Origin of the sequence: uncultured Erythrobacter sp., from assembly GCF_947502395.1 — a bacterium.
Classification (GTDB): Bacteria; Pseudomonadota; Alphaproteobacteria; order Sphingomonadales; family Sphingomonadaceae; genus Erythrobacter.
In genome coordinates this window covers 1019819-1035985 of record NZ_CANMZM010000002.1, presented here as the reverse complement: position 1 = coordinate 1035985, position 16167 = coordinate 1019819, and the positions used below count along the sequence as shown (strand labels likewise).

The following is a 16167-nucleotide window of genomic DNA, read 5'->3' as shown; positions in this document are numbered from 1 at the left end:
AAGGCCGGCACGGCGTTCAAATGCGTTTGCCAGTCAGTTCGCCATGCAACAACGAGTCTAGTTGGAGGCTGCCTCTAACTGAAGAAAGCGCGGCATTCAAGTCTCAAAATGCTCTCATTTAAGCTCTCTGACATCAAACAGATGACTCTAACTCTGTCGGAAACACCGGGCACATAAGGACATAAATGACCTAGACGCTGTCGTTTCACATCTGTCGCTTCACACTGGAACGGCCGAGAACAGGTGGGACGATCCGGAACGATCCAAGGGCCAAACCCCTTGGATTTCTGCGGTTTTTATAGATTATCTGAGAGAACAAGGAAAGAACAAATGGTGCCCAGAAGAGGACTCGAATTAAAACTCTATACCTCTGAAAAATAAGCATATTCCCGTGCGTTAATATCAAAAGGACCACAAAACGGCCCGCCCACTTGTTCAATAGTACCTCTGAATTTTGATTTTGGTGGACTGAACGGATTGAAATCGGAGGTTGGTGATTACAGTTTCATGTCGAGTTTGAGAATGCCGCAACCGACATAAACATGGGATCCACTACCCAGGACAACTTGCCTATTCAGACTTTGCGCCTTGTCGGGAAAGCGCTTGTCACCTATGTCTCGGCAATGCGTGTTTTCGGGAACATCATTGCAGTTCTAATGTGCCTAGGCCTGATTTTTCAGGTTTCGGCCGAGGCTGCATCGCTGCCCCAAGCTGAGACTATGACCTTGGCGGACTGCGCCAAGATGAAGCATCACGCTTCACACGCATCGGATCATTCCGGCCGCGCAGGTCACGATCAAGATGACCCTTGTGATGACATGTCGTTGAAGTGCATGCTTTCCATGAACGCCGTTGCTCCGGTTCTGATGGGGAACACCCTTCCCAACCTTTCCAACAACTTTCCTTCTAGTTCCATACAGTTTTTTGCGGCGGTGACTGATCAATTGGCTGGTCGAGCGCTTCCGCCTGACTACCCGCCTCCGCGCTTCTAACTCCAATGTAACAGCGGGGCTGTCAGCCCCTTGTTGAGATGCTGTCTGTGCGCGTCACTGCTCATCAACGAGCAGTGATGGACTGCCGGGCGTGCGCATCGCTTACATCGAGTGAGATTTTTCCATGAAACGGTCCATAGGCGGTATCCTTGCCGCCGCCCTAATGCCGGCGCAGGTCGTGCTCGCGCAGCCGGTTGGCTATGAAGAAGCTTTGCGGGCAGCTCGCGAAGATCAGCCGCTGCTCCAGGCCGCGCAATTGCGTATCGACGGCACACGAGATGCCTCGGATGCCGCAGATGAGTTGCCCGATCCTGTTTTGCGTGGCGGGATTGCAAACCTGCCAATCACCGGGCCTGTGGCGTTCGAGTTTGATCGCCAGCTTCCAACGCAGATAGCTATTGGTGTTGAGCAACCAATCCCAAACCTTGCACGGCGAAGAGCCCGTCGAGGCGTCGCGGACTCAGACGTCGCGGTCGCAGAAATGCGGCTTGGAGTTGCGCAGCAGCGGATCGACATCGCCACATCAACCGCCTGGATCGACTTGTACTATGCCGAGGAGAAGCTCGCCTTCGCCCATACGGCGCTGAGCGATCTGCGCAGGCTTCAGCCAGTGGCAAACAGCGCTGTCGCGTCGGGGTCAGCGCGTCCAGCTGAAAGCCTTGCCATTCGCCGCGAGCTCCTTGTGATTGAAGATGCAATCACAAGAATTGAAGCCGAAAGAGATGCCGCGCGCGCCATGCTCTCGAGCTACATTCAGACAGACGACCCTACTGTCGCGGGTGATGCGCCAGCGGCCGATGTCGACAGCGGCAGCCTCGAACAAGCTCTGGACCTTAACCCCGTCATCCGTCTTGCCGATGCTGCCACCGGACGCGCAGAAGCGAACGCCGACCTCGCGCGCGCCGACTTGCGCCCCGACTTCGGCGTGAGCGTGAACTATGGCCGACGCGACCCTGCCTTCGGAGACGCATTCTCTGTCATGGGATCGGTTACCCTGCCCATTTTCACCGATCGACGTCAAAAGCCGCGCATTCAGGCCGCCGAGGCAGAAGCCGCCGCTACGCAGGCAGAGCGCGACGATCGTTTGCGGGCATTGCGTGTGCAATTCGAATCTGATCTCGCCTCATGGCGCAGCGCGAAGCGTCAATGGGAACGCGCGCGCGATGAATTACTGCCGCTGGCCCGGCAACGGGTTGAACTGGAGACGGCGAGCTTTGCTGCCGGAAACGCAGACCTGATCGATGTGATTGCAGCAAAGGCAGATTTGGCCTTGCTCGATCTTGAAATCTTTGAACGCGAAGCTGCGACCGTGGAATGGGCCGAGATGCTTCGCTTGACCTACGGGGAGCAGCAGCCATGAGCAATACAGTCGACAGCTCCGGCCCTTCAAAGCGAACCTATGCAATCATGGCAGCCGTCGCGCTTGTCAGCCTCGGCGCGGGATATGCGCTCTCGCTTATAGGCGATGAGAGCGAGGGTGGGATGTCGGGCTCCGCTGAGGCGGAGTGCGAAGAGGTCCTTTACTGGTACGATCCGATGGTTCCCGGACAGCGCTTTGACGAGCCTGGCAAGTCGCCCTTCATGGACATGATGCTGGTTCCCAAGTGCGCGGGAGAAGCTGCGAAAGCGGGCGTCCGGATTGATCCAGGCCTGGTCCAGAATTTCGGCATTCGCACGGCAGCGGCGGAGTTCGGAGTTCTCGAGCCGGAAATCACCGTGACGGGCGTCCTAGCCTACAATAGCCGAGATGTTGCCATCGTCCAGCCAAGAGCGGGCGGATATGTCCAACGCACCTATGGCCTTGCGCAGGACGATGTCGTGGGTCGCAGCACTCCGATAGTCGATATTCTCGTTCCTGACTGGGGCGGTGCGCAGCGTGAGTACATTGCCGTGCTCGATACCGGCGATCAGGCACTTGCAGATGCGATGCGGCAGCGCATGCTCCTGCTCGGCATGACCGACGCAATGATCGCGTCGGTTGAACGCACACGCAGAGCGCAAAACACGATCACTGTCACGGCTCCGGTGGGCGGTGCCGTAACAATGCTCGGTGTGCGGCCAGGCATGACGGTGATGGAAGGTCAGACACTGGCCGAGATTACAGGCTTCTCGCCGATATGGCTGGAAGCCTCAGTGCCCGAGGCACAGGCCGCAAATGTACGGCAGGGTCAAACTGTCAGCGCCACTCTGGCAGCGTTTCCCGATGAACGACTTGGAGGACGTATCACGGCCATTTTGCCCAACGCCGATACTGCAAGCCGGACGATCACCGTCCGGGCTGAGCTGCCGAACCCACGCGGCAGGTTGAAGCCAGGGATGTTTGCGCAGGTGTCGCTTTCACCCGACACACGGCGAGCCTTGCTGGTACCGTCGGAGGCGGTCATTCGAACCGGCCGCCGCAATCTTGTGATGCTCAAGCAGGATGAAGGCGCCTTTCTTCCAGCCGAGGTCGAAATCGGGCGCGAGGCGAATGGCAGGACCGAGGTCCTGGCAGGCCTTGCCGAAGGCGAAGAGGTCGTCACCTCCGGGCAGTTCCTGATCGATTCCGAAGCGAGTTTGGCCGGGATCGATGTCAGATCGATCGACGGAAGCATGAATATGGCATCCGACGGCCCCGCAAAGATGAAAACCTACACTGCCACGGGAAGCATAACGAAGATTGCCGGAGCTTCGATCACTCTCAATCACGCGCCGGTTCCCGCCCTCGAATGGCCGAGCATGGTGATGCCCTTTGCCCTGGCCGACGCCTCTTTGGTCGAGGGTCTCGAACCGGGGGACGATGTCGAGTTCACGTTCTCGCAGCACGACACCGGTCCGCGCATCGAGTCCATTCGGAAGGTCGAACGATGATTGCGCGGATTATTGACGCGTCGATCGCCAATCGGTTTTTCATCGTTCTGGCGGCCGTCGCGGTCACGCTCGCCGGCTTCTGGGCGGTGCGCGCAACGCCGGTCGATGCGATCCCCGATCTGTCTGATGTGCAAGTCGTGGTGCGGTCTAATTATCCGGGCCAAGCTCCGCGCATCGTTGAGGATCAGGTCACATACCCGCTCGCAACCACGATGCTTTCGGTGCCGGGCGCGGAAACAGTGCGCGGGTATTCGATGTTCGGCGACAGCTTCGTCTATGTGATCTTCGAGGATGGGACGGACCTCTACTGGGCGCGTTCGCGCGTGCTCGAATATCTCAACCAGGTGCAAAACGAATTGCCCGAAGGTGTGACCAGCTCGCTCGGGCCGGACGCGACGGGCGTGGGCTGGATTTACGAATATGCGTTGGTTGACCGAACTGGGAACAGCGACCTTGCTGGGCTCAGAAGCCTTCAGGACTGGTTCCTGCGCTATGAGCTTCAGACCATTCCGGGCATCGCAGAGGTCGCCAGCGTGGGCGGCATGGTCAAGCAGTACCAGGTCGTGCTGGAACCCTACCGGATGGCTTCGCTTGGCGTCACTTACAGCGATGTCGTGCGCGCCATACAAGCTTCCAATCAGGAGGCTGGCGGATCGGTGGTTGAAATGGGTGAGGCCGAGTTTATGGTCCGCGCATCAGGCTATCTCACGTCTCTCGACGACTTCCGGCAGATCCCACTCAAATCAGTCGGGAACGGTATACCGGTTACTCTATCCGATATCGCCACGATCCAGCTTGGCCCCGAAATGCGGCGAGGGATCGCCGAACTCAATGGCGAAGGCGAAGTCGCAGGCGGTATTGTTGTGCTCAGACAGGGCGAAGATGCGCGGGCAACCATCGCGGCTGTCGAAGAGAAGCTCGACGTGCTCCAAGCCAGTCTTCCTGAAGGGGTCGAGATTGTCACGACCTATGATCGCTCGAAGCTGATCGATGCCTCGATCGAAAACCTGACCGGAAAACTTATTGCCGAATTCATCATCGTTGCGATCGTATGCGCGCTGTTCTTGTGGCATGTGCGATCAGCACTGGTGGCTATCGTCACGCTTCCATTGGGGGTGCTGGCGGCCTTTATCGTGATGCGTTTTCAAGGGGTCGATGCGAACATCATGTCCTTGGGCGGCATAGCCATCGCGATCGGCGCGATGGTGGACGCTGCCATCGTCATGATTGAGAACGCGCACAAACACATCGAGCATTGGGAAGAGGACCATCCGGGCGAACAGAAGTCCAACGATGAGCGCTGGAAGCTGATCGCGGAAGCATCGAAAGAAGTGGGGCCAGCGCTGTTCTTCAGCCTTCTCATCATCACGCTCTCGTTCCTTCCGGTGTTTACTTTGCAGGCGCAGGAGGGCCGCCTGTTTTCACCGCTGGCCTTTACAAAGACCTATGCCATGGCGGCGGCCGCCATTCTGTCGGTGACACTAGTCCCTGTGTTGATGGGCTGGCTGATCCGCGGGAAGATACCCAAGGAGGACACCAACGTCCTCAATCGCGTGCTTACCAAGGCCTATCGGCCGGGTCTTGATTGGGTAATGCGCCGACCGAAAACCACTTTGGTTGTGGCAGGCCTTGTATTCCTTACAGCGCTGGTCCCGTTCACCCGTCTGGGAGGAGAATTCCTGCCGCCGCTCGATGAAGGCGACCTCCTTTACATGCCGAGCGCGCTGCCCGGCCTATCTCCCGGTGAAGCGTCCGCATTGCTTCAGCGGACAGACCGACTGATCAAATCTGTGCCGGAAGTCGACACCGTGTTCGGGAAAGCGGGGCGGGCCGATACAGCGACCGACCCTGCACCGCTCACGATGTTCGAGACAACGATCCGCTTCAAACCGCGCGAAGACTGGCGGCCGGGAATGACGCCAGAGAAGCTCGTCGAAGAGCTTGATCGTGCAGTGCAGGTGCCGGGGCTGGCCAATGTCTGGGTGCCACCGATCCGCAACCGCATCGACATGCTCGCGACCGGTATCAAGAGCCCAATCGGTGTGAAAGTGTCCGGCGAAGACCTTGCCGAAATTGAGCGCGTGGCTTTGCAGGTCGAGAATGTCGCAAAACAGGTTCCCGGCGTCAGTTCCGCTTTGGCAGAGCGTCTATCGGGAGGCCGCTATGTCGATGTGGACATCGACCGGGTCGCTGCGGCGCGTTTCGGGCTGAACATCGCCGATGTTCAGCAGATTGTGTCAGGCGCGATCGGCGGCGCAAATATCGGCAGAACGGTCGAAGGGCTGGCGCGATATCCCATCAATGTCCGCTATCCGCGCGAGATCCGCGACAGCCTCGGAGAACTGCGCGCGCTGCCTTTGTTAACCCCGTCAGGCCAGCAAATCACGCTCGGAACGGTCGCACAGGTGAGCGTCAGCGATGGCCCTCCTATGCTCAAGAATGAGCAGGGCCGTCTCATCAGCGTGGTCTATGTCGACACGCGCGGGCGCGATTTGACTTCGGTCGTAAGCGATCTTCAGGCGGCGGTGTCAGAGGGCGTCGATCTGCCTGCCGGTGTGAGCATTTCCTATGCGGGCCAATTTGAATATCTCACTCGCGCGAATGAGCGGTTGCAGGTCGTCATTCCCGCAACGCTCGGCATCATCTTCATCCTGCTCTATCTGATCTTCCGCCGGTTCGACGAAGCGCTTCTGGTTATGGGCACGCTGCCCTTTGCACTCACCGGCGGCTTCTGGCTGCTCTATCTGATGGGCTACAACCAGTCTGTTGCGACATCGGTGGGTTTCATCGCCCTTGCCGGGGTATCAGCGGAATTCGGCGTCATCATGCTGATCTACCTCAAGTCTGCACTGGCCCGGCGCAGCGGTGCCCTCGATGCGGACGGCGTGGGCGAAGCGATCAGGGAGGGCGCTCTTTTGCGCGTGCGTCCCAAGGCAATGACCGTGGCCGTCATTCTTGCCGGTCTCTTCCCGATCCTCATTGGAACCGGCGCAGGATCGGAGGTCATGAGCCGCATCGCTGCACCGATGGTGGGCGGCATGATCACCGCGCCGCTGCTTTCCATGTTCGTTATCCCCGCCGCATATCTCTTGATGCGGCGCCCCCGGCCCGATCGGCCAACACAATCCGAAGGAGAAACTGAATGCGTACCTCAAACCTAGTTATGTTGCTGGCCGCGCCCTTGGCCCTCGCTGCTTGCGACAGCGGGCAGGAGATGGAGACCATGGACGAAATGGGCGCGGACGAGATGTCGATGGAAGGACATGATATGTCAGCGATGGATGAGAGCGAGGGTGCAAAAACCGCCAGTGCCATCGGTACCGTAACCGCCATTGATCCCGAGGCAGGCACTCTCACTGTCGATCACGAACCCGTTGCAGAGCTTGGCTGGCCTCAGATGGTGATGGCTTTCGATGCCAGCGAAGACGTGCGCGGCGATGTGGTTGTGGGTGATACAATCGAGTTTACAGTCGAGGCAACCGAAGACGGCAACACGATTACCGCGCTGACCAAGCAGTAGGTCGTATTCCAAGGCGGAAAACAGACGAGGTGAAGGCACTTATGACAATTATCGCCAGAATGATGATTTTGTGCATTGCGATGTTTTCGGCTTTCACAAGTGTGCCTGTTTGGGCGCATGGCGATGAGCAACATGGCACCGCTGCGGCGGCGCAAAAGCCTGTTGCGCAAGCGGTAGGAGATGAGCCAGCTGCCAAGAAAGCGGACGCAGCAGGGGGCGAGATCGAACTTGCTGATGAGGTCGGTTCGGCTCTCGAAACGCTGCGTATGCTGCACCCGGCCACAGTTCACTTCCCGATTGCGCTGCTCTTGTTGGCTGCTGCGGTTGAGGCCTTGCTGATCCTTCGCCCCAACTCCGGTCTGGAACAGACCGTCCGCATCATCCTTTATTTCGCTGCCGCTGGAACAGTCATTGCAGCTCTCTTTGGCTGGATACACACTGGCATGTGGATGGGAGGAGAAGCCCTGATGCAACAGCACAGGTGGGTCGGAACGGGACTGGCCGTTTTGTCGATTGGTCTTGCGCTACTCGCAGCGAGACCTCCTGACCATGCGCGAAGAACCCTACGCACAGGTCTGTCAATCGCTGCCATCGCTGTGGTCCTGCAAGGGTATTGGGGAGCGGAACTGTCCCACGGGCCAGGGCATCTATCCCAGCAACACTAAGACTTCGTCGAGGCAATCAGAGATGACTCAAATGAAAACAGCAAAACTCTATCGCATGGTGATGCCCGATCATCTTTGTCCGTCAGGCCTGAAGGCCAAGTGGTTGCTTGAGCGCAAAGGCTACAGGGTCGAAGATCATCATCTGACAACGCGTGAAGAAACCGATGCTTTCAAGGACGAGCACAGTGTCAAAACTACACCGCAAGCCTGGATCGGCGACAAGCGCATAGGCGGATACACTGATCTCGCGGCCCATTTCGGGAATGCGGTCGAGAAGGACGGGATTACCTATCGACCTGTCGTTGTGCTGTTTGGTATGATGGCTCTTATGGCCTTTGCAGCGGCCTGGGTTGCCAATGGGCAGCCTGTCTCGATCCTTTCTGCCGAGTGGTTCGTAAGCTTCTCGATGTGCGGCCTCGCTTATCTCAAACTGCGCGACGTAGAGAGCTTCTCGACCATGTTCCTGAATTATGACCTGCTCGCAAGACGGTGGGTGCCCTACGGGTACATCTACCCCTTCGCCGAGGGGCTTGCCGGGGTGCTGATGACTGCGCACGTGCTAAACATCATTTCGATTCCGGTAGCGCTTTTCATCGGCACAATCGGAGCAGCGAGCGTGTTCAAGGCGGTCTACATCGACAAGCGTGAACTTAAATGCGCGTGCGTCGGTGGGGACAGCAACGTGCCGCTCGGCTTTGTTTCGCTGACCGAAAACCTGTTCATGATCGGCATGGCGATTTGGATGCTGGCAAAGCCGCAGTTTGCATAAGAGTTTGAGGTGAGAGCCAGCATAAAGCCCACGAGCAATTGGCTCTAGTTCTCACTGTGGGTCGTGCCTTCTTCATCGTGCTGGTCCATGTGCGCATCGCGCAGGATATCGATCCCGCCATAGATCGCGATCCCGGCAACAGCGACGCCGACCAGTAGATCTGGCCAATTCGCACCAGTAAGCATGACGACCAGTCCTGCGACAATAATCCCGCCATTAGCGACAAAATCGTTGAAGCTAAAAGTCGTTGCGGCTCGCAGATTGACGTCCTTCTGCTGGAGGTTTTGCAGCAGGCGAAGGCAAATGAGGTTCACTACGGCTGCGATCGCAGCCATGGCCATCATCTCGATGCCGCCAGGGTCCGAGCCCTCCAGAAAGCGACGTATTGCATCGGCAATGACGCCAACGGCAAACAACAGGAGCAAGCCACCTGAAAGGCGAGCCGCGTTGCGCTTCCACACTCGAGAACGGCTAAGTGCGAAAAGGCTCAGGACATAGACAAGAGCATCAGATGCATTGTCGAGACCATTGGCGAGAAGCGCGTTAGAGTCGGCAAAGTATCCGGCGAACAAGAAACCGACGGCCAACGCGACATTAAGCCACAGGACAATCCACAAAGTTCGGCGCTTTTCAGCAGTATCCAGCTCGAATTCATGCTCGCCGCTCATGGTATTTCCCTTCTTAAACCTTTCGCCATTCTTGGGGTGATTTCGATGTCCGCCGATTGTCGTGTTTAATGGCCTGAGCGACCATTTGGCTTTTGAACAGAGCTTGCCGGACAGCGGTGAAACACGCGCGCATCGCCGCGAAAATTCCGCATCGTCAACCGCTCGGCGCTACGCTCTTCAATGGTCAAATGACGAATTCTCATCGGCCGCTCATGACCTTCGAACGGCATGTGGGCATGCGTGTAAGCGATGGCGTCGCCCTCGTCGCGCCAGACGCCTACAGCGGCGGGCGCACCGTCCGGAAGCTGCACTTCGGCATAAAAGCCATCTGCGAAAAACACCCATGCCGGCCCGCTGTCGCAGGACCGCGTTTCACCGATGCTCCAGACGCCGGCGATCGGAGCCGGCGTAGTCTGCTCCTGTGCCGATACAGGAGCTATCGAGATCGTCATAATGCCGACTATTGTCGGTAATATATTGATATTCTTCATATCTACTCTCCTTTAAGCCAACTTCTTGAGTTTATGCATGCTCCTAGCCGGTCGAGACGTCACGCATCGACAGGGCCCGGCGTGTCCAAAGAACCGTTACGCCGCGACTTCTGCGCGAAAATCAGGCTCACAATGGCAGGCAGCACGAACAGCGTGAGCGCTGTTGCCGTTATCAACCCGCCGATCACAACCGTGGCGAGCGGGCGCTGCACCTCGGCACCGGTTCCGGTCGCAAGCGCCATCGGAACGAAGCCGAGCGAGGCGACGAGCGCCGTCATCAGAACCGGGCGGAGGCGTGCAATTGCGCCTTCGACAATCGCTTCACCAAGCTCCAAACCCTTTTCGAGCCGCTGCTTGATCGCGGTTATCATGACGAGACCATTCAAGGTGGCCACGCCGGATAGAGCAATGAAACCCACGGCCGCCGAGATCGAGAATGGCATGCCTCTCAGGGCCAGAAAGAAGACCCCGCCAGCCAGTGCCATCGGAATCGCGCTGAACACCGCAAGCGCCGAAACCCATCCGCCGACCGCCATGTAGAGCAGCAACAGGATGACCGCGAAGGCGAGCGGAACCACGATCAGCAGGCGCTGCTGCGCTTGCTGCAAGTTCTGATACTGCCCGCCCCATTCGATAAACGAGGCGGATGGCAGATCGACGTTTGCGGCCACTTCGGACTGGGCCTGCTCGACAAATGAGCCAAGATCACGTTCCCGCACATTGGCGGATACGATAACCAGTCTTCGGCCCTGTTCGCGCCGGACCTCGGCCAGCCCATCGACGACCTCGAATTGAGCTACGGCTCTGAGCGGGATGCTTCCCCCATTGGGTAGAACAATTGGCAAGGTGCCGAGCTGGTCGAAATCGTTGCGATTGGCATCAGACAATCTGACGACGACATCGAACCGGCGATCGCCTTCGAACACAAGGCCGGCGTTGCGACCGCCAAGCGCGATGGCAACGGACTGCGCCACCTCCTCGACGCTTAGACCGTAGCGCGCGATCGTGGGCCGATCAAAGGCGATATCGAGTGTCGGGAAGCCAGCGACCTGCTGGACCTTGACGTCGGCCGCGCCTTCGACGCCGCGCAGCACGGCGGCGACTTCGTTTGCAGCTGAAGTCATGGCTGTAAGATCATCGCCATAGAGCTTGACCGCCACATCGCCGCGGACACCGGCGATAAGCTCGTTGAAGCGCAGTTCGATGGGCTGGCTGAACTCGTAGAGATTGCCGACGAGGCCGCCGAGCGCTTCTTCCATCTCGCTAACCAGCTCTTCCTTGGACAGCGAGGGATCGGGCCATTCCTCGCGTGGCTTGAGGATCACATAGGCATCCGAGATGTTCGGCGGCATGGGATCGGTTGCGACCTCGGCCGTGCCGGTGCGCGAAAACACCAGCTCGACCTGTGGGAATTGTGTGAGGCGCGCCTCGACCTGGCGCTGCATAGCGAGCGACTGCTCCAATGGGGTGGATGGGATGCGCAGCGACTGCACCGCCAGATCTCGCTCGTCGAGTTGCGGCGTGAATTCGCTGCCAATGAAGCTGAAGACCAGCGCTGCAAGTGCAAATACGCCGACACCGGTGCCGATGACCGGCCATGGACGGACCAGGGCCTTACGCAGTAGCGGGCCATAGCGTTCTTTTGCCACGCGAATTGGCTTCACTTCTTTCTCGTTGATTTTTTTGTTCAGCAAGAGAGCGATCATCGCAGGGACAAAAGTCAGTGACAGGATGAAAGCCGAAGCCAGGGCAAGCATAACGGTGATGGCCATGGGCGTGAAGGTTTTGCCTTCCACACCGGTGAAGGTGAGAAGAGGCGCAAAGACCAGAAAGATGATCGCCTGACCGTAGACGGTCGGCTTGATCATCTCATGCGCCGCTGCGCGGGTCTCCACGAGGCGTTCACGCAGCGTTAGCAGGCGTCCTTCAAGCTCCTGCCTATGGGCAAGGCGTGCGATACTGTTCTCGACAATGATAACAGCACCATCGACGATGAGGCCGAAATCGAGCGCGCCAAGGCTCATCAGATTGCCAGATACGCCGAGCCGGTTCATTCCGATGGCTGCCATCAGCATCGAGAGAGGAATGACCAATGCGGCAATGATTGCGGCGCGTATGTTTCCAAGTAGCAGGAACAACACGACGATAACGAGCAAAGCGCCCTCGACCAGATTGTTGCGAACCGTAGCGATGGTCGCATCGACCAAAGTGGATCGGTTGTAGACAATCTCAGCCACCACTCCGGCAGGCAGCGATGCACGAACTTCCTCAAGTCTTTCTGCAGCGCCAGCGGCAACGGTTCGGCTGTTCTCGCCCGCTCGCATCAGGACAGTTCCGACGACCGCTTCATCGCCGTTCAGCGAGGCAGCCCCTGTGCGAAGGTCACCGCCAATCTCGACTGTGGCAACATCGCCTACGCGGATCGGCACGCCTTCGCGGGTCGTCACCACCGCCTGCTCGATGTCTTCTACCGAATTCAGCCGGGAATCGACACGGGCCAAGAGCGCTTCGCCGGCACGTTCGACGAAGTTCGCGCCTTCCGCCTGGTTTGCCACTTCGAGCGCAGTAATCAACTGGTCGAGTGAAACACCGTAGCCGCCCAGACGATCCGGGTCGGGCTGCACCAGATATTGCTTATCAAAGCCGCCGATCGAGTCGACGCCTGCGACACCGTCGGCTGATCGCATCAGCGGCGCAACCACCCAGTCCTGCACCGTGCGCAGATAGGCGGCTCTCGCCACCTCCGTGTCCAATCGCTCGCCCCGGTCGGTGACAAAGCTGCCGTCATTCTGCCAGCCAATGGCGCCGCCTTTTGGCGCATCCGTTCCACCCGGATGCTCGAATTCGATGGTATACATCAAGACTTCGCCAAGGCCGGTCGCAATTGGCCCCATCGACGGCTCCGCGCCTGCAGGAAGCGAAGAGGCGAGCGTGGCAAGCCGTTCTTCAACCTGCGAGCGCGCAAAGTAGATGTCGGTGCCCTCTTCGAAAATCGCCGAAACCTGACTGAAGCCGTTGCGCGAGATCGAGCGGGTCATCTCCAGTCCCTCGATCCCGGCGAGGCCCGTCTCGACAGGGAAGGTTACCTGCGTTTCGATCTGTGAGGGTGAAAGCGCCGGTGCTTCGGTGTTGATCTGCACCTGAACATTTGTGATGTCCGGCACCGCATCGATTGGCAGTTTCGCAAGATTGAAGGCGCCCCAGATGGCTACACCTAGGGCAAGGGCCACGACCGCCCAGCGATTGCGCACCGACCAATCAAGGACGCCGCCAATCAGGCCGCCATTGTTGTTGCGCTCTTTTTCGAAGCCGCTTTCAGAACGATCAATGTCCATGTTCGGCTTCCTCTTTTCCGAGTTCGGCTTTGAGCAGGAAGGCGTTTTCGGTCGCGATCCGCTGGCCATTCTGCAATCCTGACACAATCACGATGCGCCCTCCCGAGCGCGATCCCGTCACGACAGGCGTCGCCCGAAAGCCAGTCTGGGTGCGAACGAACACGACTTCGCGCCCTTCGACCATCTGAACGGCTGCCTCAGGCACCGAGATGGCAGTCGCATCGGTCTCTCCGGAAGGCCGAATACGCGCCTGCAAGAATGCGCCTGGCTGTAATCCGGGCACTGCATTCGCAAGGGAAATAATAGCGGTGGCGCTTCGGCTTTCCGGATCGAGCGCGGGGGTTATCGAGCGCACACGTCCGCCGATCTCCCGCTCCTCTCCGAATTCGAGCGTTGCCTCGTCGCCGGGCCTAATTCTCACGGCATCGCTGGCGGGCAGAGCAACCTGCACTTGCAAGCCGCTCGCGTTCACGATCTGGAACATCTCTTCACCGGCTGAGACGTAGGAGCCCAGCACGATCGGCGCGCTGGTGATCTGCCCTGAAATCGGGCTCGTCACAGCGAGCGACCGTCCATCTCCGCTGACACCAGCAGCTGCGGATGCGGCTTGCGCGCGGGAAAGTTCGGACCTTGCCACCTGCAGATTCGCCTGCGCAGCTTCGAGATCCTGCCGAGCCGTCACATTGGCCTCGAACAGCCGTTTTTCCCGGTCATAGAGTGCAGAAAGTTCATTTACCCGCGCACGCGCGGCCGCGACCTGCGCAGCCAGTCCGGCAGCATCAGCGCTCTCGATCCGCGCGATCGCTTCCCCCTGCCTGACATAATCGCCAAGCATCTTGTTCACGCTCCGCACGACCCCCGAGGCACGTGCATCGATTCGCGCGCTGGCGTTGGGCGCGGCTGCGACCGTTGCGGGGAATACGATCTCTGTAACAGCACCAAACTGAACAGCTTCGATTTCGATGGAGGAAACCGCGATTTGCTCTTCGCTAATTTGCAAAGCGCCTTCGGAACCTTCGGTTTCTGCTCCGCCTTCCTCTTCGCTCTGTCCTTCTTCGGAGTGGTCGGCAGACCCTGACGGCCAGAAGCCCCAAGCAGATACGGCCGCCAGAACAAGGATGCCGACTATTGCGATAAGATAGTTACGTTTCATGGGAAGGGATCTCACTGTGCGGTGAGCCAGATGAGCCGCGCCGCGAGCAGGCCGCGGGACTCTTCTGCCTGGATCAGGTTTTCACGAATGGCGTCGCGCGCTTCGGCAGCTGCCAGCACTTCGATCAGCGGAAACCGGCCATTGCGGTATCCTATCTCGACAAGTCGGAGTGCTTCCTCGGCCTGAGGCAGAGATGCGCTGGAAAGGGTTTCCACCCGCGTTTCGGCGGCCAGATAGAGCGTTCGCGTCCGCTCGAACTCCACGCGGTAGTCCGCCTCGGCTATCGCTTCGCTCGCGCTTGCCGCGCGATATTGCGCTTCAGCGGCTGCGATGTTGCCCTGGTTACGGTTGCGGAAGGGCAGAGGAATGGAAATCCCGACAATGAAGGCTTGATCGTTGCTTTCTTGAAATCGGCGCACGCCTGCCGACAGCGTGGGGTCGGGAACGCCGAGCGAGCGTTCACGCGCAATTTCGGCCTCAGCGAAGGTGGTTCGCGCATCCGCAATGCGCAGCTGCAAGGGATCTTCGGAACCCAGCGGCTCGAGCGGCGGCGCTAAATCAGGAAAGACGTTCGATACCACCGGGTTGGGCCGGCCGGACACCCAAAGAGCCGCGAGCGCCTGACGTGCGGCTAGATCGGCAGCTTGTGCAGCCTGCAGCTCAGCTTCCGCTTCTGCAAGCGCTGCACGGGCGCGCATGGCACGCAGCGGTGGCTCCCGCCCGACCTCGACAAGCACATTGGCGATCCGGGCCAGCTCACGGTTACGCTCGACGATTTCGAGCGCCAGGACGAGGCGCTGGCCTGCGGCGACAGCTTCGACATATCGCTCACGAACGCCCAGCGCGAGTTGCGACAACGCCAAATCGCTCTGCAAGCCGGTGAAGTCGGCTGATGCCTGTGCGCTCGCGATGCGCGCCCTTCGTTTGCCGCCGAGTTCAAGCTGCTGGCCGATCGCCAGAGTATATTCGGAGGAGCGCAGGCCGGAAAATGCACCGGAACCTGCAATGTCTTCCACCTCGAACGACAACGAAGGGTTAGGCCGAAGCCGCGCCTGGTCGATAGCCGCACGCGCGGCTTCTGCTTCCGCTTGCGGGCCGTAGACGCGCGGATTGCTGTTCGAACTTGTACCCTCTTGACCGTCAACGCCCGCTCTGGCGAGCGCTTCTTCGAGGGTAATTGTTTCCTTTGCCGATATCGGCGAACCCGTACACACGGCAAACAAGGCCGCGGCCAGTGCAATGCACCGCATTTCTTATCTCCTGACTGAAACCAATCGAGCGCGCTCGAAAGCGAGCTCGCAAATGATTGTCGGTCAGGCTTTGGGAGGCTGTATCAGGACTGGGGGAGCACGGGAGGCGAGCGATGACGTGGCAAGCGGGCCCCTCAGGTTATCCGAACTCCAGAAAGGTGATCGCAGGAGCATGCTGGTGTCAGCGAGACTAAAACTGCAATTGTGGTGGTGCGTTGCCGAATGGTCCTGGCCATCATGGTCTGGCGTTGCATCGTTCGCATCAAAATGGTCCGCGCCATGCGCGTAGATATGATCGGCTGCATGAGCGAAGCTTTCGCCTTCCCCGGCATGCACGTCCGGGAGAGACAGTACGCTGCTGAATAGGATCGCTAATACCGCGAGAAAAGGCAAAATCTTGCGTGTCACTTCAGCGAACATCTTAGAAACACGTGAAGATTTATACAAGTTTATATCAATCATGGAACTTGGATG

Annotated in this window: 13 protein-coding genes; 7 read left to right on the top strand and 6 right to left on the bottom strand. The window is 58.8% G+C overall.

The features are described 5' to 3' along the window. Positions 1 to 542 precede the first annotated feature (542 nt). The 7 genes from Q0778_RS11335 (at position 543) to Q0778_RS11305 (ending at position 8796) form a co-directional block, all read left to right on the top strand. Positions 543 to 992 carry a hypothetical protein gene (locus Q0778_RS11335; protein ID WP_298336123.1) on the top strand — a complete coding sequence of 150 codons (450 nt, stop codon included), beginning with the start codon at positions 543 to 545 and terminating at the stop codon, positions 990 to 992. 124 nt (positions 993 to 1116) lie between these two features. Then, a complete protein-coding gene (locus Q0778_RS11330) occupies positions 1117 to 2352 on the top strand; it encodes a TolC family protein (protein WP_298336121.1) in 1236 nt (411 codons plus the stop codon). Then, positions 2349 to 3842, top strand: coding sequence for an efflux RND transporter periplasmic adaptor subunit (locus tag Q0778_RS11325; protein WP_298336119.1), 1494 nt, complete (start codon positions 2349 to 2351; stop codon positions 3840 to 3842). Before Q0778_RS11330 ends, Q0778_RS11325 begins: the two co-directional genes overlap by 4 nt. After that, positions 3839 to 7003: an efflux RND transporter permease subunit gene (locus Q0778_RS11320; protein WP_298336117.1), complete on the top strand. Its 3165-nt coding sequence runs from the start codon at positions 3839 to 3841 to the stop codon at positions 7001 to 7003. The genes Q0778_RS11325 and Q0778_RS11320 overlap by 4 nt, the downstream gene beginning before the upstream one ends. Next, positions 6985 to 7362, top strand: a complete 378-nt coding sequence (locus tag Q0778_RS11315; RefSeq protein WP_298336115.1) for a copper-binding protein — start codon at positions 6985 to 6987, stop codon at positions 7360 to 7362. Before Q0778_RS11320 ends, Q0778_RS11315 begins: the two co-directional genes overlap by 19 nt. A 41-nt stretch (positions 7363 to 7403) precedes the next feature. Continuing rightward, positions 7404 to 8027 (top strand): DUF2231 domain-containing protein, encoded by a 624-nt coding sequence (locus Q0778_RS11310; RefSeq protein WP_298336113.1) that lies wholly within the window; start codon positions 7404 to 7406, stop codon positions 8025 to 8027. 22 nt (positions 8028 to 8049) lie between these two features. Next, positions 8050 to 8796: a glutaredoxin family protein gene (locus Q0778_RS11305; protein WP_298336111.1), complete on the top strand. Its 747-nt coding sequence runs from the start codon at positions 8050 to 8052 to the stop codon at positions 8794 to 8796. 44 nt (positions 8797 to 8840) lie between these two features. Here the strand turns inward: Q0778_RS11305 and Q0778_RS11300 are convergent, their stop codons facing one another. The 6 genes from Q0778_RS11300 to Q0778_RS11275 form a co-directional block, all read right to left on the bottom strand. After that, on the bottom strand, positions 8841 to 9464 hold the full coding sequence (locus tag Q0778_RS11300; RefSeq protein ID WP_298336109.1) for a cation diffusion facilitator family transporter: 624 nt from the start codon (positions 9462 to 9464) through the stop codon (positions 8841 to 8843). Positions 9465 to 9529: 65 nt separating this feature from the next. Further along, a complete protein-coding gene (locus Q0778_RS11295; RefSeq protein WP_298336107.1) occupies positions 9530 to 9955 on the bottom strand; it encodes a hypothetical protein in 426 nt (141 codons plus the stop codon). Between the two features lie 59 nt (positions 9956 to 10014). Continuing rightward, entirely contained in the window at positions 10015 to 13233 is a 3219-nt protein-coding gene (locus tag Q0778_RS11290) for a CusA/CzcA family heavy metal efflux RND transporter (RefSeq protein WP_298336178.1), read from the bottom strand. Between the two features lie 46 nt (positions 13234 to 13279). Further along, positions 13280 to 14443 (bottom strand): efflux RND transporter periplasmic adaptor subunit, encoded by a 1164-nt coding sequence (locus Q0778_RS11285; RefSeq protein ID WP_298336105.1) that lies wholly within the window; start codon positions 14441 to 14443, stop codon positions 13280 to 13282. An 11-nt stretch (positions 14444 to 14454) separates the two neighbouring features. Further along, complete coding sequence (locus Q0778_RS11280) at positions 14455 to 15693, bottom strand: TolC family protein (RefSeq protein WP_298336103.1); 1239 nt, start codon at positions 15691 to 15693, stop codon at positions 14455 to 14457. 63 nt (positions 15694 to 15756) lie between these two features. Beyond that, on the bottom strand, positions 15757 to 16113 hold the full coding sequence (locus tag Q0778_RS11275; RefSeq protein WP_298336101.1) for a hypothetical protein: 357 nt from the start codon (positions 16111 to 16113) through the stop codon (positions 15757 to 15759). Positions 16114 to 16167: the final 54 nt, after the last annotated feature.